Source organism: Actinokineospora terrae (assembly GCF_900111175.1).
GTDB lineage: Bacteria > Actinomycetota > Actinomycetes > Mycobacteriales > Pseudonocardiaceae > Actinokineospora > Actinokineospora terrae.
The window spans coordinates 220,171-241,573 of the sequence record NZ_FOGI01000010.1; the positions used below are offsets into that span (position 1 = coordinate 220,171).

Below are 21,403 nucleotides of genomic sequence, written 5' to 3' on the forward strand. Positions count from 1 at the left end.
TGCCCACGCCGATGGTGCTTGGCCGGGTGTGGTGGCGGGCGCAGCGCTGGTGGTCCATGTCGTGCGGCTGTCCGGATCGCTCCTGCGCGGCAGGAGTTGATCAGTGCCGGGGCGGCGGCGTCGAGACGCGTCGCGGATCTTGGTGCTATCGGCCGCGCTGGCGATTGGTTTGTGTCCCAGGTGGTGCTGGGGAGTCAGTTGATCGCTGCCGGGCCTATCAGTACTGGCGGGCATTACGGGGACATGGTGGCGGACCGTGTGGCGATGATGGGCCAGCCGCGCTGATGGTGACTCTTGGCTGGATGTGTGGCCACCGAGTGGAGCCGGACTCGGCGTTGGCAGCGCTGATGGTTCGTGTCGTAGGTCCGGCTAGGACCTGGTGCTGCGCGGCGAGAGTAGATCAGTGCCGCGGCGGCGGGTGTCAGCCGCGTCGCGGATGTGGTGCTGCCGGCCGCACTGTCGATTCGGGTTGTGTCCTGGGCGCTGGTCGGGAGTTGGTCGACTGTCCGGGGCTGGCTGCGGGGCCTGTCGAGCACTGCCTCGCGGTATTGGTGGGCACCCGGGGCCGCAGTGGCGATGGTTCGGCCGGGCGCTTCTCGGATCAGTGTGGCGACCGAGTGCGGTGGCGGGGGCAGGCGCTGCCGGCCGCGCTGGTGGTCGGGTTGTGTCCTAAGTGGTGCTGAGTGCCACCGGGATGCGGCGGTGGCGGGAGGTCCAGAGGGCGGCCAGAACGCCCAGGGTGGCGTAGGTGGTGATGGCCAGGGGGATGGTGGCGGGGTGGTCGCGGGTGGTGACGGTGCCGACCAGGACCGGGTGGATGACGTTGCCGAGCATGCTGCTGGTCAGGAGGGCGGAACCCGCCAGGTGGGCGTGCGGAGTGATGCGGGCGAGCCAGACCAGGGCGGTGGGGATGATCGGCGCCAGGCCCAGGCCGGTGAGGGTGTAGCCGATCGGGGCCAGGGCGGGGTTCACGGCGGTGACCAGGCCCGCGGTGGCGAGCAGGAAGGACGCCGGGACGATCACCTCCGGGCTGCGCGCCACCAGCGAGATCACCACCCGGCCGACCGCGAGACCCGCCCAGAACAGGGCCGTCATCCTGGCCGCCGCGTCCGGGTCGGTGCCGGTCCAGGTCAGGTGGGTGCTCACCCACGCGCCAGCCGACGTCTCCACGCCCGCGTACAGGAACCCGATCACCGCGAACGGCGCGATCGCCACCACCGTCGCCCGGTCCACCGGCGGCGTCGGCGTGTGCGCCCCCACCGGACCCGCGACCACCGGCAGCGCCACGACCGCCGCGCACGCGATCGCCACCAGCACCGCGGGCAGGTCCCACTCGGCCACCAGCAGCGGTGCCGCGATCGCGCCGACGCCGAACACCGCGTTGACCAGGTTGACCATCACCACACCGCGCGGGCCCGCCGCGTACCCGGTGTTGAGCACCAGCACCGCGCCGCCGAAACCCACACCCCCGACCACCGCGCCGACCAGCAGGAACGCCCACGTCGGCGCCAGCGCGGCCGCGGTGAGACCCCCGCCGAGCGCGACCAGCGACCCCGCCAGCACCGGCCGCGGCCGCAGCCGCCGCGACAGCAGCCCGCAGGCCAGGATCGCGACGAGGGCGCCGAGGTTGTACGCGCTGATCACCTCCTCGCCGCCGCCGGTGCCCAGGTCGTACCGCACGCGCAGCCACGGAAGCGCCGCGCCCCACGCCGCGGCCGAGGCGCCGAGGGCGAGGAAGGCCGCGAACCCGGACGGCAGGGTCGCGCCCGACCTGGTCCACAGTGGTCGGCGCACCGGCTCACTTCCCTTTTTGTCTCACCGCTGGATAAAATCGGACACGCTCCACCGTAGGCGAAGGAGGCCCGGTTGCCCAGACCCACGGCTGTGGCGCGGCTCGCGCGGCTGCTGCACGACGAGGGCCCGATGAACCGCGCCGAGGCCACCACCCGCCTCGGCCTGACCCGCACCGCCGTCGGCGAGGCCGCCGCCTGGCTGACCACCGCGGGCGTCATCGCGGCCACGACCGCGCCACCGTCCGGCCGCGGCCGCCCGTCACCGCTGCTCGGGTTCGACGACCGGGGGCCCGTGGTCGCCGCCGTGCACCTGCGGCCCCGGCGCGCGGACGTCGCGATCATCGGGCTCGGCGCGACCGTCGTCGACCACGCGGGCGTCGCGGTGACCGGCTCGACCCCGCAGGCGGTCCTCAAGTCACTCGCGGCCCGGATCCGCGCGGCGGCCGAACGGTCCGGACGCCCGCTGGTCGGGGTCGGCGTCGGTCTGGCCGGGATGGTCCGGCCGGGCGGGGTGGTGCGCACCGCGGTGCACTTCGAGTGGGCGGACGTCCCCGCGCGTGACCTGCTCCAACGGCACCTGCCCGACGACGTCGCGGTGGAGGTCGGCACCGATTCCGGGCTCATCGCCCTCGCCGAACGCCGCCGGGGCGCGGGCCGCGGTCCCGGACCGGTCCTGGTGCTGAGCTGCGAGCACACCGGCATCGGCGGCGCGCTCGTCGGCACCGAGACCCGCGTGCTGGAACCGGGCCACCTGTCCATCGACCGCAAGGGCCTGCCCTGCCCGTGCGGCCAACGCGGCTGCCTGGAGCTCTACGCCGACGGCCGCGCCATCACCCGCACCACCGGCGTCCCACCCGACCACCTGGCCCACGTCATCGCCCGCGCCGAGTCCGGTGCCGCCCGCGAGCGCAGGGCTGTGCTGACCGCGGCCGACCACCTGGGGACCGGGCTGGCGAACCTGGTGAACGTGCTGGTGCCCGCGAAGGTCGTGCTGACCGGCGTGCTCGCCGACCTGCACCGGGTCGGCGGTGACCGGATCCGGGAGCAGTTGGGCCGTTCGGTGGTCGCTTCGGCGGACGGGGTCGAGGTCGTGGTGGGCCGGGTGCCGCGGTCGGTGTTGGTCGGGGCGGCGGAATCGGCCTTCGAGCACTTCCTGGCACGGCCGTGCTGACGGTTGGTCCACAGTGGAATCAGTGGTGGGGGGCGTAACGATCTCCGGTGCGCGCCGAGTGGTCAGGTGACCCGACCACAGAGAGCGCGCGATGCCCAAGTGCGCCAAAGCCGCGGCCAAGCCGAGGAACTTCGCCATCGTCCTGGCCGGTCACGTCACCGCGGACAGGATCGTCAAGATCATCAGGGCGCTGCGGGCGATCGGGCCTGGGCCGGTCACCCAGCAGCCGGACCACATCCTGGCCAAGATCACCTGGAACGCCGGGCTCGCCGACCTGTCCAACCTCAAGCTGAAACTGGAGGACGCCGCCGAGGAGCCGGACGCGGTGGACGAGATCGAGCTGCTCGGTTGAGAACCCGCAGCTCGTGGTACGTCTTGGATAACCCGCTCGCCGCCGACTCCCCGGAGTTCGCCATGTCTGCCTTCCGCACCGCCACCGCCGCCATCACCCCGCCGCGGCCCTCCCGGCCCGTCGACGAAGCCGAGTACAACGACCTCTGCGCCTGCCGCTGCGGTCGCCTGCCCGGCACGCACACCGCCGGGCAGTGCACGCAGCGCTGAGCTCGACCGCCGCACGGCCATGACAGCGATAGTCTCGGCCACAGCGCCGCCGCAGCCAAGATGTTCGCGGGTGCCGCATAGCCGATCTCTGCGCCATTGCGCGCGGTGGCGCGCCGCACGGTCACCGCACCGCCACGGTGGCGGTGGTGGCGGCCGCGGCACCGCGGCAGCCAAGATGTTCGCGGTTGCCGCATAGGCGATGTCTGCGCCACTGCGCGTGGTTGTCGCCGCTCGGTCACCGCACTGCACGACAGTGAGGTTTGCGGCCATGGCACCACCGCACGCGAGATGTTCGCGACTGCCGTGAAGGCGATGTCTGCACCACTGCGCGCGGTTGGGCGCCGCTCGGTCACCGCATCGCTGCGGCAGCGGTGGTCGCGGCTACGGCATTGCCGCAGGCGAGATGTTCACGTCTGTCGCGGAGGCGATGTCTGGGGCCACTGCACCTGCGCGCCGCCCGGTCAGCGCACCGCTGCGAGGGTGACGTCGGTGAGCATTCCGGCTGACACCACCGCCAGTACCACCCCGAATGCCCGGCGCAGCACCACGGGGGACAGTGCCGCCGATACCCGCCTGCCGTCCCAGGCCGCCAGTACCGCTGTCGCGGCGAAGGGGCCGACCACCGCCCAGTTCACGGCGGTCGGTCCGGTCGCCAGTCGGGCACCCAGCGCCACCAGTGAGTTCACCGCGATCACCAGCAGGCTCGTGCCGATCGCCACCCGCATCCGCAGGCTCAGCGCCGTCACCAGCGTCGGTACGGCCAGGAACCCGCCCCCGACGCCGAGCAACCCGGTCACCGCGCCGAGCCCCGCGCCCGCCCCGACCACCCGCGCCGCCCGCACCGGAACGTCCACACCGGACTCCTCGGGTGCCGTCCCCAGCAGGACGACCGCCGCTACCCCGGCCAACAGGGCGAACGCGGCCGTCAGCGACCACGCGGGCAAGTGCCCGGACAACACGGCCGCCCCAGCCGACACCGGTACCCCGGACCCCGCGAACAACACCCCGGTGCGCCAACAGATGTCGCCCCCGCGCGCGTGCCGCACCAGCGCGACCACAGAGGTCACACTCACGATCAACAAACTCGCCGTAGCCGCCACCGACGGCGTCATCCCCAGCAGGTACACCAGCGCGGGCACCGCCAGCACACCCCCGCCCCCACCGAGCGCCCCCATCGCGAACCCGACCACACCCCCGGCCACCAACGCCGCCACCATCATCGGCGTCCCGCCCCGGGATCCATGCCGAGGTCGCGCGTCGAGCCCGCACACGCCTGAAGTGCGGCTAGTGGACCGCGACACCTATCACGTGCTCCCACCGATGTCATGGTCATGCTGGGCTCGGTTGGTCGGTGGGTAGGCCTGCGGCCGCCCAAGCGGTGAAGCCGCCCAAGAGGTCCGTGGTGTCGAGGAAGCCGTGGGTTCGGAGGGTGGAGGCGGCGACCGAGGAGCGGTAGCCGCCGGCGCAGAACAGGACGGTGGGGCGGTCCGTGCCCAGTTCGCAGAGGCGGGACACCAGTTCGGGCAAGGGGATCAGGAGTGCGCCGGGGATGGTTCCGTGGGTGGCTACCTCGGCGGGGGTGCGGACGTCGACCACCTGGCGGTCGGGTAGCAGGTGGGACAGCTCGGTCGGCGTCAGGCGGGTGGCGGTGACGACCGGTCGCGGTCGCGTGAACCCCCGTACCCGGTCGAAACCGATGCGGGCCAACCGATTGCGTGACTCCACCGCGTTCTCCGGCTCGCACACCAGCACGATGTCGTGCTCCGCGTCCAGCACCGTTCCCGCGATCTCGGCATACCGCCCGTCCAGGCCGACGTTGATCGACTCGGGCAGGTGGCCCGCCGCGAACGCCGCCGGGTCGCGGGTGTCGAGCAGCACCGCGCCGTCCGCGACGGGTACCTCGGGCACCGGGTCGTTTTCGTCGAACACGGGTCGGGCCTCGCGGTTTCGCCCAGCGGCGTAAGCGAAGTAGTTCGGCGCGGTCGGCTGGCCCGCGCACACCGCGCGCACGAACTGGCGCTCGGTCATCGGCGCCAGCGCGTAGTTCGTCCGCCGCTGCTCACCGAGGGTGCCCGAAGTGGCCGTCGACAGGTTCTTGCCGCACGCCGATCCCGCGCCGTGGCCGGGGAAGACCCTGGTCGAGTCCGGCAACTCCAACAACCGGCGCGTCGACCGGTACAGCGAGATCGCCAGCTCCCGGGCCGTCCACCCGGTGGCGGACAACAGATCCGGCCGTCCGACGTCGCCGAGGAACAGCGTGTCGCCGGTGAGCACGCCGTAGGGCTCCGGGTCCTCGGCGTGCTCCCGCACCACCAGGCAGATCGACTCCGGCGTGTGCCCGGGGGTGTGCAGCACCTCCAGGTCGACCTCGCCGAGCGAGATCCGGCGCCGGTCGGCCAGGCGGTGGACCGGGAAGTCGACCTCGGCCGCGCTGCCGTACCCGATCACCGCGCCGGTCGCCTCGGCCAGTTCCAGGTGCCCGGACAGGAAGTCCGCGTGCACGTGCGTCTCCAGCACCCACTCGATCCGCAGCCCCAGCGCCTCGGCGTCGGCCAGGTACGCCCCGATGTCGCGGCGCGGGTCGACCACGGCGGCCAGGCCGCTCGCCCGGTCGCCGATCAGGTAGGACGCCTGCGACAGGCACGCGGTGTAGTACTGGGTGAAGACCAGGTTCGTCACGCCCGCCCCCGCAGCATCAGGTTCCAGTAGAGGAACGGCAGGCCGTGGCGCTTGAGGTACCACATGTCCGCGCGCTCCCGGATCGTGTTGATCATCGGTATCGACGGTGTCGGCCGCATCGTGTAGTCGAACTCGGCGAGCAGCATCCGGCGCCGCGCCGTCGTCAGCGGGCAGGACGCGTACCCGCCGTAGCGAGCGGTCGGCTCCGCGCCGCGCCTGGCGGCCAGCAGGTTCGCCACCAGCACCGGGGCCTGCTCGCGGATGGCCGCGCCGGTCTTGGAGTTCGGCGTGGAACCGGCGTCGCCGAGCGCGAACACCTCGGGGTACCGGACGTGGCGCAGGGTGTGCTTGTCGACGTCCACGTACCCGGACGCGGCGGCCAGCGGTCCCGACTTGATCCAGTCCGGCGCGCTCTGCGGCGGCACGAGGTGCGCCATCGTGTAGGGCAGCGTCGTGGTCCCGTTGATGACCACCTCGTCGCCGCGCACCTCGGTGACCTCGCTGGAGAAGTGCGCCGTGATCCCGTACCGCCGCACCACCCCGGCCAGCACCTCGGCGAACTCCGGCACCCCGAACAGCGTCGGCGTCGGCAGTACCAAGTGGACATCGATGTCGCGCAGAACGCCTTGCTCGCGCCAGTGGTCGGCGGCCAGGTAAGCGATCTTCTGCGGCGCCCCCGCGCACTTGATCGGGCCGGACGGCATCGCGAACACCGCCGTCCCGCGCCGGGTGCCGCGGATCAGCTCCCACGTCCGGGGCGCCAGGTCGGGGCTGTAGTTGCTGGACGCCGTGCCCGCGAACGACTCCGTCATGCCCGGGACCGCGTCCCAGTCCAGCTGGATGCCCGGGCACACGACCACCTGGTCGTAGTGCAGGTCGGTGCCGTCGTCGAGGCGCACGTGCCGGGCCTCGGGGTCGATCGAGACCGCCGCGCGCCGCACCCAGGTGACGCCCTTGGGCATGACCGAGGCCTGCGGCCGCGCGCTCTCCCGCATCGGTGCCCGCCCGCCGCCCACCAACGTCCACAGTGGCTGGTAGTGGTGGGTGTCGGCCGGGTCGACCACGGTGACCTCGCGCAGGCCCGCTCGCAGCAGCCGCGCCGCCACGGTGATGCCCGCGGTGCCCCCGCCCACGATCACGACCATGCCGCCTCCTCCGTCCAGACACTCACTTGTCCAGACATTCACCGTAAAGGGTGACCCCTAGGCGACGAGAGCAAAGGTAGGTACATTTGGCCGGTGGACACTCGGTGGCAGCGCGTGCAGGACGACCTCCTGCGGCGGATCCGGGCGGGCGAGTTCGCCGCGCACTTCCCCAGCGAGGCCGAGGTGGTCGCGGAGTACGAGGTCAGCCGCACCACGGCCCGGCGCGCGTTGCAGCGGCTGCGGGCCGAGGGCGTGGTCACCGCCGAGCGCGGCAAGCGGCCCCGGCTGCGCGTCGAGCAGGGCGTCGAGCAGCCGCTCGGCACCCTCTACAGCCTCAACGCCTCGGTCAGGACCGCCGGCCTCACCCAGCGCAGCGTCGTGCGGCGGCTGGAGGTCCACGCCGACGGGGTCGTCGCCGACCACCTCGGCCTCGACGGGTCCACCCCGCTGGTCCACCTCGAACGGCTCCGCCTGGCGGGCGACGAACCGCTGGCCCTCGACCGCGTGTGGCTGCCCGCCGACCACGGCCGCGCCCTGCTGACCGCCGACCTGACCGCCATCGGCGTCTACGCCGTCCTCGAACGCACCGGCCTGCACCTGGACCGGGCCCGCGAGAACATCCGCGCCGTCGCCTTCTCCTCACTGGAGCGGACTCTCCTCACCTGCCCCGTAGGCCTGTCCATCCACCGCCTCAGCCACGCCCAAGGCCAACCCATGGAATGGCGCCACACCCTCGTCCGCGGCGACCGCTTCACCCTCACCGCGGCCTTCGGCGGCTGACCACCGCTCGACCGTCCCCGGCCGTAGACGGACGCCGCCGGGCGTGTCGACCGCGCCCGCGGGATCAAGTTGTCTCAGCTTCAACAATGCAGCAGGCTGGGCGGCACCGGAGGACGGGAGAGGCGATGGGACTGCTCGAGGACGGCGCGTGGCAGGGGAAGGTCTGGACCGGGGCGTGGACGGCGGGTGGTGGGGGGACCTACACCGCGGTCGAGCCCGCCACCGGGGAGGCGCTCGGCGCGGTCGGCAAGGCCACCCCGGCGGACGTGAGCGCCGCGGCGGCCAGGGCGGTCTCCGCGCAGCGGGCCTGGGCCGCGGCACCGTACGAGCTGCGCGCCGCCGTCCTGCGGGGGGCCGGGGACCTGCTGACCCTGCACGCCGAGGAGATCAAGGACTGGCTCTCGCGCGAGTCCGGCGCCATCCGCCCGTTCGGCGAGTTCCAGGTGCACACCAGCGCCCAGGAGTGCTACGAGGCCGCCGCGCTGCCCTCGCACCCGTACGGCGAACTCCTGCGCACCGGCGCGCCGCGGCTCTCCTTCGCCCGCAGGCTCCCGGCCGGGGTCGTCGGCGTGATCGCCCCGTTCAACGTGCCCACCATCCTGGCCATCCGCGCGGTCGCCCCCGCGCTGGCGCTGGGCAACGCCGTCATCCTCAAACCCGACCCGCGCACCGCGATCTCCGGCGGCGCCGTCTTCGCCAGGATCTTCGCCGAGGCCGGACTCCCCGAGGGCCTGCTCCAGGTCCTGCCCGGCGGCGCGGACGTCGGCGAGGCGCTGGTCACCGAGCCCGCGGTCCGGGTCATCGCGTTCACCGGGTCGACCAGGGCGGGCCGCGCGGTCGGCGCCCTGGCCGGTCAGCACCTCAAGCGGGCGCACCTGGAACTGGGCGGCAACTCGGCGCTGATCGTGCTGCCCGACGTCGACGTCACCGCGGCCGCCTCGGTCGGCGCCTGGGGGACCTTCACCCACTCCGGGCAGATCTGCATGGCCACCAGCAGGCACCTGGTGCACGAGTCGATCGCCGAGGAGTACACCGCGCTGCTGGCCGAGAAGGTCTCCGGGCTGCCGGTCGGCGACCCCTACCGCGACCAGGTGGCGCTCGGCCCGTTGATCGACGCGGGCCAGCGCGACCGGGTGCACGGCCTGGTCACCGCCAGCACCGAGGGCGGCGCCACGGTCCGCACCGGCGGCACCTTCGACGGCCTGTTCTACCGCCCCACCGTGCTCGGCGACGTCCCGGTCGACGTGCCCGCCTACCAGGAGGAGATCTTCGGCCCGGTCGCGCCGGTCACCCCGTTCTCCTCCGTCGACCAGGTCGCCGCCCTGGCCGCCGACTCCGCCTACGGGCTCTCCCTGGGCATCCTCACCCGCGACGTCACCGCCGGGCTCGCCCTCGCCGAGCGCATCCCGTCCGGCCTGGTCCACATCAACGACCAGACCGTCAACGACGAGGCCACCGCGCCCTTCGGCGGCGTCGGGTCGTCCGGCACCGGCTCCCGGCACGGCGGCGCGCAGGCCAACATCGAGGCGTTCACCGAGACCCAGTGGGTGACCCTGCGCGGCGATCTGCCGAAGTACCCGTTCTGACCCCCGGGACCGGAAGGCAGTTGTGGAGGAATGGTGATGGCGTGCGGAGGGTCTGTGGTGACCCGCCCGCACGCCTGATCCCGCGCCGTATCCTCCGATCGCCCGGCTAGCGGCGGGCAGCTGACTTCTCCAGTCACGGGGGGCACCGGACATGGCCGACATCAAGGTTCTCGAGGCGCAGCAATGGGTCAACGCGACCTACGGCGCCGTCCCGGGGTACGTCCGCTGCCCCGAGGACGGCCGCACCGCGTGGAGCACGATGTTCTCGCTCACCCGGGCGCTGCAGCACGAACTCGGCATCACCTCGCTGTCGGACAGCTTCGGCCCGACGACGCTGTCGCTGCTCGCCCAGCGCGGCGACGTCGGCCCCGGCTACAGCAAGCCGAACATCGTGCGGATCGTGCAGCACGCCCTGTTCTGCAAGGGGTACTGGGGCGGCACGGTCAACGGCGTGTACGGCCAGCAGACCCTCACCGCCGTCGCGCAGCTCAAGTCGGACATGGGCCTCGGCGGCGACGGGACCGTGCCGCCCAAGGTGTTCAAGGCCCTGCTGACCATGGACGCCTACGTGCTGCTCTCCGGCGGCGACGAGCAGGTGCGGGCCATCCAGAAGTGGCTCAACAGCCGGTACCTGGCCAAGTCGACGTTCTTCGTCATCCCCTGCGACGGGCACTACTCCCGCGACGTGCAGAAGGCGCTGATGCGGGCGCTGCAGTACGAGTTCGGCGTCCCGGAGGACCAGGCGACCGGCAACTTCGGACCCACCACACAGGAGGGTCTGCGCACGCACCCGGTGTCGCAGGAGCAGTCCGGGGTGTTCGTGCAGCTGTTCAGCGCGGCCTGCGTGTTCAACGGGCCGGTGCCGGACGACACCATCCCCGGCAACAACTCGCTGCCGGTGCGCGCGGTGTTCAAGTCCACTTTCGACGCTGACCTGAAGCGGTTCGTCGAGTTCTTCCAACGGTTCTCGTCGTTGCCGGTCACCGGGTACGGCGACTACCCGACGTGGGCGCAGCTGCTCGTCTCCAGCGGCGACGACACCCGGCCCGCCACCGCGTGCGACACCCGGTTCCACATCAGCGTGACCCGCGCGCAGGCCCTGCGCGCCGCCGGGTACACAGTGGTCGGACGCTACCTCGACGAGGACGCCAGCAGCACGCTGGACAAGGAGTTGCAGCCCGGCGAGCTCGAGGCGATCTTCGCGGGCGGGCTGCGGGTCTTCCCGATCTCGCAGTACAACGCCCGACTGCTGGGCGACTTCACCTACGAGCAGGGCTACCAGCACGCCTTGCGCGCGCACGCCCGGGCGGCGGGCTACCAGTTCAACCGGGGAGCGGTGATCTACTTCGCGGTCGACTACGACGCCACCGACGAGCAGATCGACAGCAACATCATCCCCTACTTCCGCGGGGTGCAGGCGGGTCTGGCCAGCCAGGGCAAGTGGTACATCGCCGGTGTCTACGGGTCCCGCAACGTGTGCGCGCGGGTGACCGACGAGGCCTACGCCCGGTTCTCGTTCGTCTCCGGGATCTCGTGGGGCTTCTCGGGCAACCTCGGGTTCCCGCTGCCCGCGAACTGGTCGTTCAACCAGATCAAGGAGTTCTCCTTCGTCGCCGGGTCCGACCGGTTCGACCTCGACCGGGTCGTGCACCGGGCGGGCAGCGACCCGGGTGTCGGACCGGAGGGCGTCGGCGGGCAGCAGTCCCCTGTGGACGCCTACCTCCGGTACATCGACGACCTGTACGCGACCGCGGTTCGCTACGGCAAGGGGGATCCGAACCTGCGGGTCGCGGAGTTCCTGCGGTACCCGACCTATGTGGACCTGTACTCGGGCTGGCAGAACCTGATCGGCGACGTGGACCGGGACTGGATCGCGTACGCCGCCACCAAAGGGCCCGCCAGGGTGAACCGCTACGCCGACCCCGGCTACGGCGTGGACATCGGCGTCGACCACTTCGGGGCGACGGTGAACGCCGTGCTGCTGCGGGGAACCGGGTCGGGCACCACCGCCGACCGCGGCGACTTCGGCGGCTGGGGCGGGGACCTGGCCACCTTCTACGGCGAGTGGCGGGCCAACGGCACCGAGTACGCCTCCGGGTACGCGTTCTGCGCCGAGCGCCTCGCCAAGATCAACGTGTGCTCGTCGTTCCCGTTCAACGACCTGGTCGAGGACGTCGACGGCTACCTGGTCGGCACCGCCGTGCGCGCGGGCACCCCGATCAACACCGCCGTCCGCGATCACCTGACCGGCGGCTGCCTGTCCCGGTTCCGCCGCTTCGTCGACCTGCGCCACGGCGGCCGCGCCGACAACGTCATCGCCACCGCCCGCTCGCTGCTGGGCAACGCGGGCGACACCGAGCTCGCCGCACTGCGCACCGCGGCCATCAAGAAGACCGGCGGCTGGGACGCGCTGCTGCCCGGGCACATGCCCGACAGCAAGCTCGACCCGTTCCTGCAGGGCTACGCCGACACGCTGCTCGGCCTGGTCGGCCAGGAGAACGCGCGCAGGGCCCGGCTGGGCTGATGGACCTGCCCGGAGCCGTCGCCACCGCGGCACCACTGCTCGCCGTCACGGCTGTGGCGACGAGCCTGGTGCACCGCGCGCTGCGGCAGCTCCCGGGTTCGGTCCGGCCGTGGGTGGCGGTCTGCGCTGTGGCGGGGTTGCTGACCGTGGCGACCTACGGCTGGGGCGCGGCGCATCTGTACACACCGGACATCGCCGAGACGTGCGCCACCGTCCACCGGGTCGCGTGGGACGGCCACTTCGGCACGACGAGCCTGCTGCCGCTGAGCAGGCTCTGCGCGGCGGGGGTGGACCTGGTGCCGGGGTACGTCAACCCGGCCCTCGCGGCGTTGGCGGCGGCGGTGGTGGCGTCGCTGGGGATGGCCGTGCGGGCGCTGCGGCGCGTGGTCCGGGTGTGAGTTGGCGTGGCCGGTCTGGTGCCGGGCACGTGTTGGGGTGGAACGGGTCTGGAGGGGTTCGGGCATGGAACAGTTGGGGCGGCGGGGTTTTCTCGTCGGTGTGGGTGTGGTGGCGCTTTCGGTCGGGATGGCGCTGCCCGCGTCGGCCGACCGGTGGCCGGGGCGGTACTCGGCCAACGGCTGGCCGATCCGGGCGAAGGGGCTGACCGAGGTCGGGGTCGAGGGCTCGGCCGCCGCGATGACCGTCCTCGGCGGCGCCGTCGCCACCCTGCTCGGCCACGTCGCGCGCCGCTTCCACTACGAGATCGCCGAACTCGGCCCCGGCGACATCCACAGCCACACCACCGACCCGCGCGTCGGCGCGCCCCTGGAGTCCAACCACCTGTCGGGCACGGCCATCGCGATCCTGCCCACCCGCTTCCCCCTCGGCGCCACCGACGGCCTGTTCCCGCACGAGATCGCCCTCATCCGCGACATCCTCACCGACTGCTCCGGCACCATCCGCTGGGGCGGCGACGACCCCACCACCCCCAAACAAGGCCACTTCCAACTCGACGTCCCCCCACCCGAAGCCGCCAAAGCCGCCCACACCCTCACCGGCGCCGGCGCCATGCCCGACCCGTTCGTCCCCACCCGCCGATCCCGAGCCCTAGCCCTCGAACGCCGCCAACGCCGCCGCTGACCTGACGCCTTCGCGGGTGCAGTGGGTTGTCCCCATGGTGTCGGGTTGTCCACAGCCCCCTGCCGGGGCCTATTGACGGATCGGCCATCGCGATAGGTTCAGAGATGGGGCCCCGGGCCCCGGGAGGGTGGGCCCCCGGAGCCGAGTTGATCTTGATCCGGGACGGCGGATTGGGCTTGTAGGGGCCAGGAGCCGGTCGGGCCGAGTAGGCGCGAAAGGTCCGGGGCGCAGTAGGTCCGAGCAAGCATGTCCACGGCAAGGAATCCCTCGTCGTGAAGCCACGGGCTCCTTTGACCGAGTTCGTGGCGGGTGGTGAGCGTGAGTGGACTGGGTTGTCCCCATGGTCTTGGGTTGTCCACAGGGTGGTGTGTGGGCCTATTGACAGTTCGACCACCGCGATAGGTTCAGAGATGGTGCCCCGGGCCCCGGGAGGGTGGGTCCCCGGAGCGGAGTTGATCTTGGGCCGGGGTGGGGAAGTGGGGCTTGTGGGGGCTAGGAGCCGGTCAGGCTGAGTAGGCGCAGGAGGTCTGGGGCGTAGTAGGCCTTGGCGTAGGGCTTTTCGTCCAGGCGGTGGAGGACGCCTGCGTCTACCAGGCGGGCGCAGACGTCGCCCGCGTTCTTGGTGGTGATGCCGTGGCGTTCGGCTACCTGGCGGTGGTTGGTGACGGGGGTGGCGATCAGGGTGGTGAGGACCTTGCGGATGTTGCCGGTTCGCCTGCCGGGCAGTCGGCGCAGCAGGGCCTCGTGCGCGGCCTCCAGTTCGGTGATCAGCCGCAGTTCGTCGCGGGAGACCACGCGGATGCCGTCGGCGAAGAAGGCGATCCACTGCTCGTAGTCGCCCTCGTCGGCGAGGCGGCGGATGCGGGCGCGGTACTCGTCGAGGTTGCGGTCGATCCACGTCGACAGCGGCAGGACCTGGCCGCGCAGCACCCCGGACCGCGCCAGTTCGAGGCCGACGTAGAGCCGCGCGATGTGCCCGTTGCCGTGCCGGAACGGGCGGACCACCTCGTGGAAGAAGTGCCCCAGCGCGACCTTCGCGAGCACCGGGATCTCCGTCTCGCCCGACGACCACGCCGAGAACTGCTCGAACGCCGCCCGGCTCGCCGCTCCCGGTGGGCTGGCGAGCAGGAACGGTTCGGTGCCGCCGAGCCAGGAGTGGTGGGTGCGCCAGATCCCGGTCCCCGCGTGGTCGACCCCAGCGAACGCCTCCGCCACCGACGACATCAGCCGCACGTGGTCGGTGACGCCCGCGCCGACCGCCGCGAACCCGGTGTCACCCGCGCGCAGGTAGCTGCTGATCGCGGGTTCCACCGCCGTCTCCGGGCGCACGCCGGGCAGTTGCGAGACCAGCACCTCCAGCAGCGCCGTGCTGATCCCGTCCAACCGGGCGGACCGCTGCACCTCGCGCACCTGCGTGGCCCGCACCAACGCCGAGGTGTCGAGCAGCCGCACGGTCGCCTCGTCCAACCGCCCCAACGCCTCCTGCGCGTCGGCCAGGCCCCGGTGCGTGCGCGAGGACAGCGCGACGTCGGACGGCAGGGGTTTGGGGAGGAACGCCCCCTCGCCGAGCAGCCGCGCGGGCACCCCGTCCCACTCGTCGTGCACCGGGATCCACATACCCGCGGGAGATGACCGCGTCGTCGCCATGGCCGGAAAGCCTCCAAGACCCGCCCGGATATCCACAAACGGTGCGATCTCCACTTCGCCGCCCCGCCCTACCCGCCGAATCCCCGAATTGGTCCACCCGAAGATCCCGACTACCCCCAGATCACCTCACACATCTGTTCGCCGCACCCGGCAGGCGCGACCGGCAGTGGTCCACCCCGCCGAGTCGATCACCCGCCCCGCACGAGCCCTTTGCGTGTGCTCCTTCCCGTGCAACCTGCGAAGTTCACCCGAAGGACGCAATTGTCCCGCCACCGCCGGGCAGCCCCGGAGAAACGGCGCAACCCATTCGGCTTATCGCAGCACCACCCGCTACTCCCACTCCCTCCGGCCGCTTCCTCACTTCACGCCCCAACTCGACAGCCGACACACGACAAGCCCCAGATCCCCGCCGCCCTGGCGACTGCACCAGCCACCACACCTCGAGCGGTCATCGCGCACGAGCAGAACGCTCACGCAAGATCTGCCGAAAGCCACCCACGCTCATCCCGCCCGCCCCGCCGCGAAACAAGCCGCCCGGCCCCAGCGCCGCTCGCCGCCCGGCCCAAGATCAACTCTGCTCCGGGGGCCCACCCTCCCGGGGCCCGGGGCCCCATCTCTGAACCTATCGCGGTGGCCGATCTGTCAATAGGCCTCGCCAGGGGGCTGTGGACAGCCCGGGACCATGGGGACAACCCCACGCTCATCGGGCCACTCCCGCACCGGCCTGCCGCCCACTCCCGCGCCGACCTGCCGCCCGCGCCTGCTCTGCTCCGCCAGCTCCCGTCCAGTCCTGCCGGCCCCGCCCTGCCAGCCTCGCCCCGAGTTCGCACCACCTGCACCACTAGTAGCTCCGCGACCCCGCGAGCGGCCGGTGCGGGACGCGACTCGGCGTCCCGCACCGGCCTTCCCCCTACCCCACCAACCGGTCGAAGCGAGTCAGCACGTAGCGGCCCACCGCGCGCCCCAGGTCGGCACCAACCTCGTCCGCCACCCGCGTGTGGATGCCCGACCACACCCGGGCATCGATGTTGTCGCGGGTAAGGTCTCGCCAAGCCTGGTACTGGATCGTCACGCCAGGAGCCGTGGGGCTGGTCAAACTGAACACCTGGTGGGAGCGCGGACCGGTCAGCGAAGTCAGCACCTGCTCCGAGAAGCCCGCATACGTCGCATGGCCGCTCGGGTAGTCCGGATGCGCAGGAGTGACGTGCAGCGGAGTCCACGAAGGCTGCCCGCCCGCGCGCAACGCGGTCACCGGACGCCAGAGCTGGTACGCGTACTTCGCGTCAGACGTGGCGATCTGTGTGTCGACCGCGGCGACGTTGTAGGCGGCTACGAGTTGGACGCGGTCCGGGAGAGGGGCGCGGGACTCGGAGAGTGCCACTCGCAGCGGGGTGATGAAGGCTGGTTGTGAGCCCTGGTACCAGAACGACGCGATCCGGGTCTGGGACTCGGTGCGGACAGTGCTGTCGACCGAGCCGTAGTCGCGGACCTCGGCGAGGTCGCGGCGGTACCGCGCGGAGTCCAGGGCGGGCGGCGGCGCGGGGCGGAACTGGTCGGCGCGGCGCAGGGTGAAGGGCTTGGCCGCGCGGTTGCCGTACTGGATGGCCGGGGCGTACGCGGGCGGAGTCGGTTGCCACACACCGGGTCCGGCCGCCGGGCCGGGGAACGGCGCGTTCACCGACGCGGGGTCCAGACCATCGCCCTCGCGCTCGGCCAGGGTCCGCCGGGCCTGGGCCGAACCAGCCGCGACACCGCGCGCTCTCGCCGGACTCTCGGGGATGCGGGCCAGTGTGCGCGCCAACGCCCCGTCCACCTCCGCCGCCCGGCTCGGCACCAGGCTCACCAAGGAGTCGTGCACGGCCGAAGCCACCGCGGCGTCGGTGAACGCCCGGTCGTGGCCGTGCCGGACCGCGCGGGCGGCGGCCAGCCAGCCGATCGCCCAGGTCCGGTTGTTGGTGATCTGCGTCGGCGCGGGCGCGGCGGCCAGCACCCCCGCGGTGACGTCGTACCACTCCACCACCACGTCAACCCGTTGCCGCGCCTGGGCTTGCGGCGCGGCCACGACCGCGCTCACCACCACCGCGGCCGCCAACCCACCAAGTCGGTATCGCACGTGCCCTCCCCGTTTCCGAACACCCGTCGCCACCGTTCAACCACGCGCGGGCACCGCCCGTCCAGGCGGCCCACTGGGTGGATCGGGGTTGCTCGCGGCGCTGGGAACCGGCAAACGCGCCCGGCCGTCGGCCGCGCTCGGTAACATCGGCCACCCCTGGCGTGGCGGTCGCGCCGACGAGAGGAGCGGGTGCGGTGATGGCCGACAAGGCCCCGTTCAACCCGTTCGTCCCGCCGCAGCGCCGGGTGGGCAAGGCCATGCTGAGCCTGCGTCCCATCGACGACCCCGCGCACGACCAGCACTACGTGGACGTGTGCGGCAGTGCCCGGGCCTACCGGCGGCTCACCGACTCGCCGGACGTGGTCGAGGACATCCTGACCACCGGCGGGTACGTGCTGGCCTTCGGCGAGTCCGGCTGCGGCAAGACCGCGCTGGTCAACCGGTGCGCGAACTGGGTGCGCGCCGCGCTGCGGGAGGCGTTGGACGCCAAGGTCCTCGTCGTCGACCTGCGCCGCCACGCGTTGGCGCTGGAGTCCTCCAGCGTGGCGACCAGGATCGGCTGGGCGTGCGGGCGGCTGGTGCGGGCGTTGCGCGACGAGGACGCGCTGGTCGACCCGGCCGCCCCCGAGCTCGACTCCGGCGACCCCGACCTGATCCTCCCCGAGCTCGACACCCTGCTCGACCCCAGCCTCGCGCTGATCGTGCTGCTGCCCGACCACCTCGACCTGGTCCGCGAGGTCCTGCTCTACGCCAGCGGCATGCTCAGCCCCCGCGTGCTCTACCTGGCCGAGTCCGCGCTGCTCACCGACGCCCAGGTGCGCAAGATCGAGCTGGCGCTGGAGGACACGCGGCCGCCGATCGTGCTCCGGTTGCGCACTCTGACCAGGGCGGATGTGGCGCGGTTCGTCGACGACCGGCTCCGCCGCCACCGCGCCGCAGGCCGCTACCCGGGGGTCGCGCACACGGCGCTGACCGAGCTGGTGTCCACCAAGTCGGTCAAGACGCTGCAGCGGACCCTGGTCGGCACGTTCGAGATGTTGCGCGGAGAGGCCGTGAACTACAGTGAGTCCTACGCGGTGACCCTCGAGGATCTGAATCGATACACCAGAGGAATCCAGTCATGAGCGGCCTCGATCCGACCCGGGGGCGGGAGCACCGGCGCAACCCGTACACCGCGATGGCGGTCGCCACCACGTCCGTGGTCGACGGCGACGCGGACACCGCCGACGTCACGGTGGTCACCGACGCCATGCGCCGCGCGTACCGCACGCTCGACGACTACCTCGAAGCGGGCCCCGGGGCGTCCTCGGGCGTCGTGATGGCCCTGCTCGGCGACTACGGCCTGGGCAAGACGCACCTCGCGGTCCGGCTGGTGCGGCGCGCGCGTGCCGCGCTCGGCGGCCAGACGAAGGCGATCTACCTCGACGCCAACGCCGAGGACTTCCTGTCGCTGTACCTGCGGTTCATGCGGGAGGTCGGCAAGGAAGCCCTGGTGGCGCAGGTCCGCGACTACTACGCCGACGTGGTCGCCGCCGCGTTGCAGGAGACCGGGCTGTCCGGGGACGCGTTGCAGGCGCTGACCGCCGGGCAGGTGACCCCGCAGCGGGTCATCCGCGAGCTGGGGATGCTGGAGAGCGCGCTGCTGCGGCGGGTGCAGGAGACACTCGTCGGGGTCACCGGCGACCACGACTACAGCACGGTGCTGACCCTGTTGCTGCGCAACGGGTTCGACGACGCCGTGTGGCAGTGGCTCACCGGCGGCGAGCCGGACGAGATCCTCCTCGACCGGGGCATCACGCGCCGGATCGACGACGAACTCGTCGCGCTGGAGGCGTTGCGGGTCATCGCGCTGCTGTTCTCGGGGCTGCGCAACCGGTTCGTGCTGGTGATCGACGAACTGGACAAGATCTTCTCCGCCCGGCACCGTCCCAGTGAGACGCTGATGGCCCGGTTCCAGGACCTGCTGGCGGTCAGCGCGCGCACCGGCGCCTTCCTGGTCCTGTGTGGACTCCCCGATGTCTGGGAGGTGCTGACCCCGGCCGTGCGCGAACGGATCCCGGTGCGGGTCGAACTGGCCGGGCTCACCGACGCGGAGATCTCGGAGTTCCTGCTGGAGTCGCACCGCTCGGTGCTGCACCAGGACGGGATCGAACCGTTCACCGCCGTCGCCGTGCGCACCATCGGGCGGCTGACGCGGGGGTACGCACGGGACGTGATCAGGTTGTGCCGCAAGGCCTTCCGGCTCGCGGACAACGCCTCGGTCGCCGCGGGCGACGAGGTGCTCGTCGACGAGGCGGTGCTCCAGGCGGCGGCCGCCGACGAGTTCGGCGCGCCCAACCTCGACGACGTCGTCCACCAGATCTGGCGGCTGGCCGAGGGGCAGGGCTGGAACCCGCACCGCGACCACGTGCTCGGCGCGGCCCCGGCGGCCAGGGCGGACTTCTGGATCACCTTCCCGGAGTTCGACGGCGGCTGCGCGCTGCTGGTCACGCCGTCGCTGGTCTCCGCCGCGGAGGTGACCGGGCTGCTCGACCGGATCGCCGCCCTGCGCGCGGCGGCGCCGGGGGCCGAGGTCGTGGTGGTCGTGGTGGGCGTGCCGACCGACGTGGCCGTGGTGCGGGTTCGTGACGCGCTCGACCGCGACCCGCTGGTGGTTCGGCCGGACAGCGTGGCCGCGGATGTGCTGGCAGCGCTGGAATCCGCCCGCACCCGCCTGCCCCGACGCGACGACACCGACGACGTCAGCGGCCTGCGCAGGCAGATCGACACCTGGCTCGCCCGCATCGCCAACGGCCAGCGCGAACTGGCCGACACCCTCACCCGCCGCGTCGACGACATCGCCGCGACCGTGCACCCGGCCGCCGTCCAGGACGCCACCCTGCCCCCGACCCTGTCCGACCTGTTCGACGAGGCCACCGCCGCCCTCTCCGACCTCGCCGAGATCCGCGTCGCCCCGGAATCCTTCGCCCACGACGTCATCACCGCCGCCGACCCGCTGGTCGTGGACCTGCGGCAGCAGTCCGTGGTCGCCGCCACCGGCTCGGCAGTCCTCCTGCGCCAGGTCATCGAGGCGTTCCGGGTCGTCCTCGCCCAGTGGTACCGCGCCAACACGCCCTACGTGGACACCACGGCCCGCGCCGTGCTGGACCGCATGTGCGACACCTACGACAACATCGCCGACTCGCTGCCGTCCCGAGGCTCCCTTGTGGAACTGGTGCGGTCGGGCCTGCTGGCGGGGTCGGTGCGCCAGCGCGCGGAGCGGGCATTGGCGGACTTCAGCTTCCGGGTGCGCGAGGCCGTGCTGGACTCGGTCGCCAACCGCTGATTCCCGGGTCCACTGTGGATGTCCGGGTGCGGTCCTGCGCGCCCGCGGCCTTGTCGTCTCCGTGCCGGGAGTCAGGGGGAGGTCAGGTGCTCGGCCAGGGCGTGCATCCGGTGGTCGGTGTGGCGGACTCGGGTCTGGTCGAGGGTCACGCCGACGAGGTAGTGCTGGCGGGGGAGGCGGCGGTAGTAGATGGCGCCTTGTTGGACGTCCAGGACTATGCGGTGCAGGGGGCCGCCCAGGGCTTCCGAGGTGGCCTGGTTGAGCTGGTTGGCCAGGCCCGCGAGTTCGTGGCCGAGGGTGTTGTAGAGGGCTCGGCGGTCGTCCGGGGTGGCGAGTTCGTGGAAGCGGGACAGTTCGGGGGAGTCGAAGCAGTCGGCTGCCGCCAGGCGGTCGCCGCGGGCGTAGTAGGCGAGGCCGTGCAGGCCGTCCAGGCTCAGGGCGGGGAGCAGGGCGGCCAGGATGTCCTCGGGGCCGCTGGAGCGCAGGACGGGTTCGGTGGCGGGGATGGCGGGTCCCTCGTCGGCGAAGCCGCCGTGGTTCTGGGTGGGGAGGCGGTCCGCAGCGCGCAGGTGGTCGACGACGCCCGCCAGCGCCGCGTCGGCCCGTTCGCGCTCCGCCACCGACGCCGCGGCCGCCACGGTCCCGATCACGTGCCGCCCCGGCCGCACGGTCTCGCAGAACACCGCGCCACCCTCGGCGTCCAACACGGTCCGGATCAACCGCCCCGTCCGCAACGGCTGCACCTCCCGGTCCAACCCCCGCCACGCGACCGCCAACCGGACCCCGAGCCGCAGCAAGGCGTCCCACCGATCCGCGCCCGCCACCCGGTTCACCCCGTACACGAAGTCGTCCTGGTCGAAGAACCCGACGCAGTCCAACCCCGGCGCCGCCGCGATCGCCCCGCGCAACTGCTCCGGCACCTCGGTCGGCACCTCGGCCTGCTCATCCGCCGTCTCGACCCGCCAGCCCGGCTCAGACATCGGCCACCTCCCGGGACCC

Annotated in this window: 17 protein-coding genes; 10 read left to right on the forward strand and 7 right to left on the reverse strand. The window is 72.4% G+C overall.

What is annotated here, in order from left to right:
- Positions 1-669: 669 nt before the first annotated feature.
- Positions 670-1,794 (reverse strand): MFS transporter, encoded by a 1,125-nt coding sequence (locus BMY07_RS23635; RefSeq protein ID WP_092782791.1) that lies wholly within the window; start codon positions 1,792-1,794, stop codon positions 670-672.
- Positions 1,795-1,866: 72 nt separating this feature from the next.
- Between BMY07_RS23635 and BMY07_RS23640 the strand changes: the two genes are divergently transcribed.
- From BMY07_RS23640 to BMY07_RS23650, 3 genes are all read left to right on the forward strand, one after another.
- Positions 1,867-2,964 (forward strand): ROK family protein, encoded by a 1,098-nt coding sequence (locus BMY07_RS23640; protein WP_143073609.1) that lies wholly within the window; start codon positions 1,867-1,869, stop codon positions 2,962-2,964.
- A gap of 91 nt (positions 2,965-3,055) precedes the next feature.
- Positions 3,056-3,316, forward strand: a complete 261-nt coding sequence (locus BMY07_RS23645) for a hypothetical protein (RefSeq protein WP_092782797.1) — start codon at positions 3,056-3,058, stop codon at positions 3,314-3,316.
- A complete protein-coding gene (locus BMY07_RS23650; RefSeq protein WP_143073610.1) occupies positions 3,313-3,525 on the forward strand; it encodes a hypothetical protein in 213 nt (70 codons plus the stop codon). Before BMY07_RS23645 ends, BMY07_RS23650 begins: the two co-directional genes overlap by 4 nt.
- Positions 3,526-3,986: 461 nt before the next feature.
- Here the strand turns inward: BMY07_RS23650 and BMY07_RS23655 are convergent, their stop codons facing one another.
- The 3 genes from BMY07_RS23655 to BMY07_RS23665 form a co-directional block, all read right to left on the reverse strand.
- Positions 3,987-4,727, reverse strand: a complete 741-nt coding sequence (locus BMY07_RS23655) for a sulfite exporter TauE/SafE family protein (RefSeq protein WP_218150738.1) — start codon at positions 4,725-4,727, stop codon at positions 3,987-3,989.
- A 127-nt stretch (positions 4,728-4,854) separates the two neighbouring features.
- Positions 4,855-6,204: an MBL fold metallo-hydrolase gene (locus BMY07_RS23660; protein WP_245782602.1), complete on the reverse strand. Its 1,350-nt coding sequence runs from the start codon at positions 6,202-6,204 to the stop codon at positions 4,855-4,857.
- Entirely contained in the window at positions 6,201-7,349 is a 1,149-nt protein-coding gene (locus BMY07_RS23665) for an NAD(P)/FAD-dependent oxidoreductase (RefSeq protein ID WP_092782807.1), read from the reverse strand. Before BMY07_RS23665 ends, BMY07_RS23660 begins: the two co-directional genes overlap by 4 nt.
- A 93-nt stretch (positions 7,350-7,442) precedes the next feature.
- Here BMY07_RS23665 and BMY07_RS23670 point away from each other — a divergent pair, with 93 nt between their 5' ends.
- From BMY07_RS23670 to BMY07_RS23690, 5 genes are all read left to right on the forward strand, one after another.
- Positions 7,443-8,129 carry a GntR family transcriptional regulator gene (locus BMY07_RS23670; protein ID WP_245782603.1) on the forward strand — a complete coding sequence of 229 codons (687 nt, stop codon included), beginning with the start codon at positions 7,443-7,445 and terminating at the stop codon, positions 8,127-8,129.
- A 125-nt stretch (positions 8,130-8,254) separates the two neighbouring features.
- Positions 8,255-9,715 (forward strand): aldehyde dehydrogenase family protein, encoded by a 1,461-nt coding sequence (locus BMY07_RS23675; RefSeq protein ID WP_092782813.1) that lies wholly within the window; start codon positions 8,255-8,257, stop codon positions 9,713-9,715.
- Positions 9,716-9,866: 151 nt separating this feature from the next.
- Positions 9,867-12,239 carry a glycoside hydrolase domain-containing protein gene (locus BMY07_RS23680; RefSeq protein ID WP_092782816.1) on the forward strand — a complete coding sequence of 791 codons (2,373 nt, stop codon included), beginning with the start codon at positions 9,867-9,869 and terminating at the stop codon, positions 12,237-12,239.
- Positions 12,239-12,637, forward strand: a complete 399-nt coding sequence (locus tag BMY07_RS23685; protein WP_092782819.1) for a hypothetical protein — start codon at positions 12,239-12,241, stop codon at positions 12,635-12,637. Before BMY07_RS23680 ends, BMY07_RS23685 begins: the two co-directional genes overlap by 1 nt.
- Before the next feature lie 109 nt (positions 12,638-12,746).
- A complete protein-coding gene (locus BMY07_RS23690) occupies positions 12,747-13,319 on the forward strand; it encodes a hypothetical protein (RefSeq protein ID WP_218150739.1) in 573 nt (190 codons plus the stop codon).
- Positions 13,320-13,811: 492 nt separating this feature from the next.
- Here BMY07_RS23690 and BMY07_RS23695 read toward each other — a convergent pair whose 3' ends face one another.
- Together BMY07_RS23695 and BMY07_RS23700 are read right to left on the reverse strand one after the other, a co-directional pair.
- Positions 13,812-14,966, reverse strand: a complete 1,155-nt coding sequence (locus tag BMY07_RS23695; protein WP_092782825.1) for a Fic family protein — start codon at positions 14,964-14,966, stop codon at positions 13,812-13,814.
- 910 nt (positions 14,967-15,876) lie between these two features.
- On the reverse strand, positions 15,877-17,079 hold the full coding sequence (locus BMY07_RS23700) for a vanadium-dependent haloperoxidase (protein ID WP_245782604.1): 1,203 nt from the start codon (positions 17,077-17,079) through the stop codon (positions 15,877-15,879).
- A gap of 197 nt (positions 17,080-17,276) precedes the next feature.
- On the opposite strand from BMY07_RS23700, the gene BMY07_RS23705 reads away from it, so the two are divergent.
- The gene (locus BMY07_RS23705; RefSeq protein ID WP_092782831.1) at positions 17,277-18,203 is read left to right on the forward strand and encodes a hypothetical protein; all 927 of its coding nucleotides are present in this window, start codon (positions 17,277-17,279) and stop codon (positions 18,201-18,203) included.
- Positions 18,200-20,404: a hypothetical protein gene (locus BMY07_RS34500; RefSeq protein WP_092782834.1), complete on the forward strand. Its 2,205-nt coding sequence runs from the start codon at positions 18,200-18,202 to the stop codon at positions 20,402-20,404. The genes BMY07_RS23705 and BMY07_RS34500 overlap by 4 nt, the downstream gene beginning before the upstream one ends.
- A 71-nt stretch (positions 20,405-20,475) precedes the next feature.
- On the opposite strand, the gene BMY07_RS23715 is transcribed toward BMY07_RS34500, so the two are convergent.
- Positions 20,476-21,384: a hypothetical protein gene (locus BMY07_RS23715; protein ID WP_092782837.1), complete on the reverse strand. Its 909-nt coding sequence runs from the start codon at positions 21,382-21,384 to the stop codon at positions 20,476-20,478.
- Positions 21,385-21,403 lie beyond the last annotated feature (19 nt).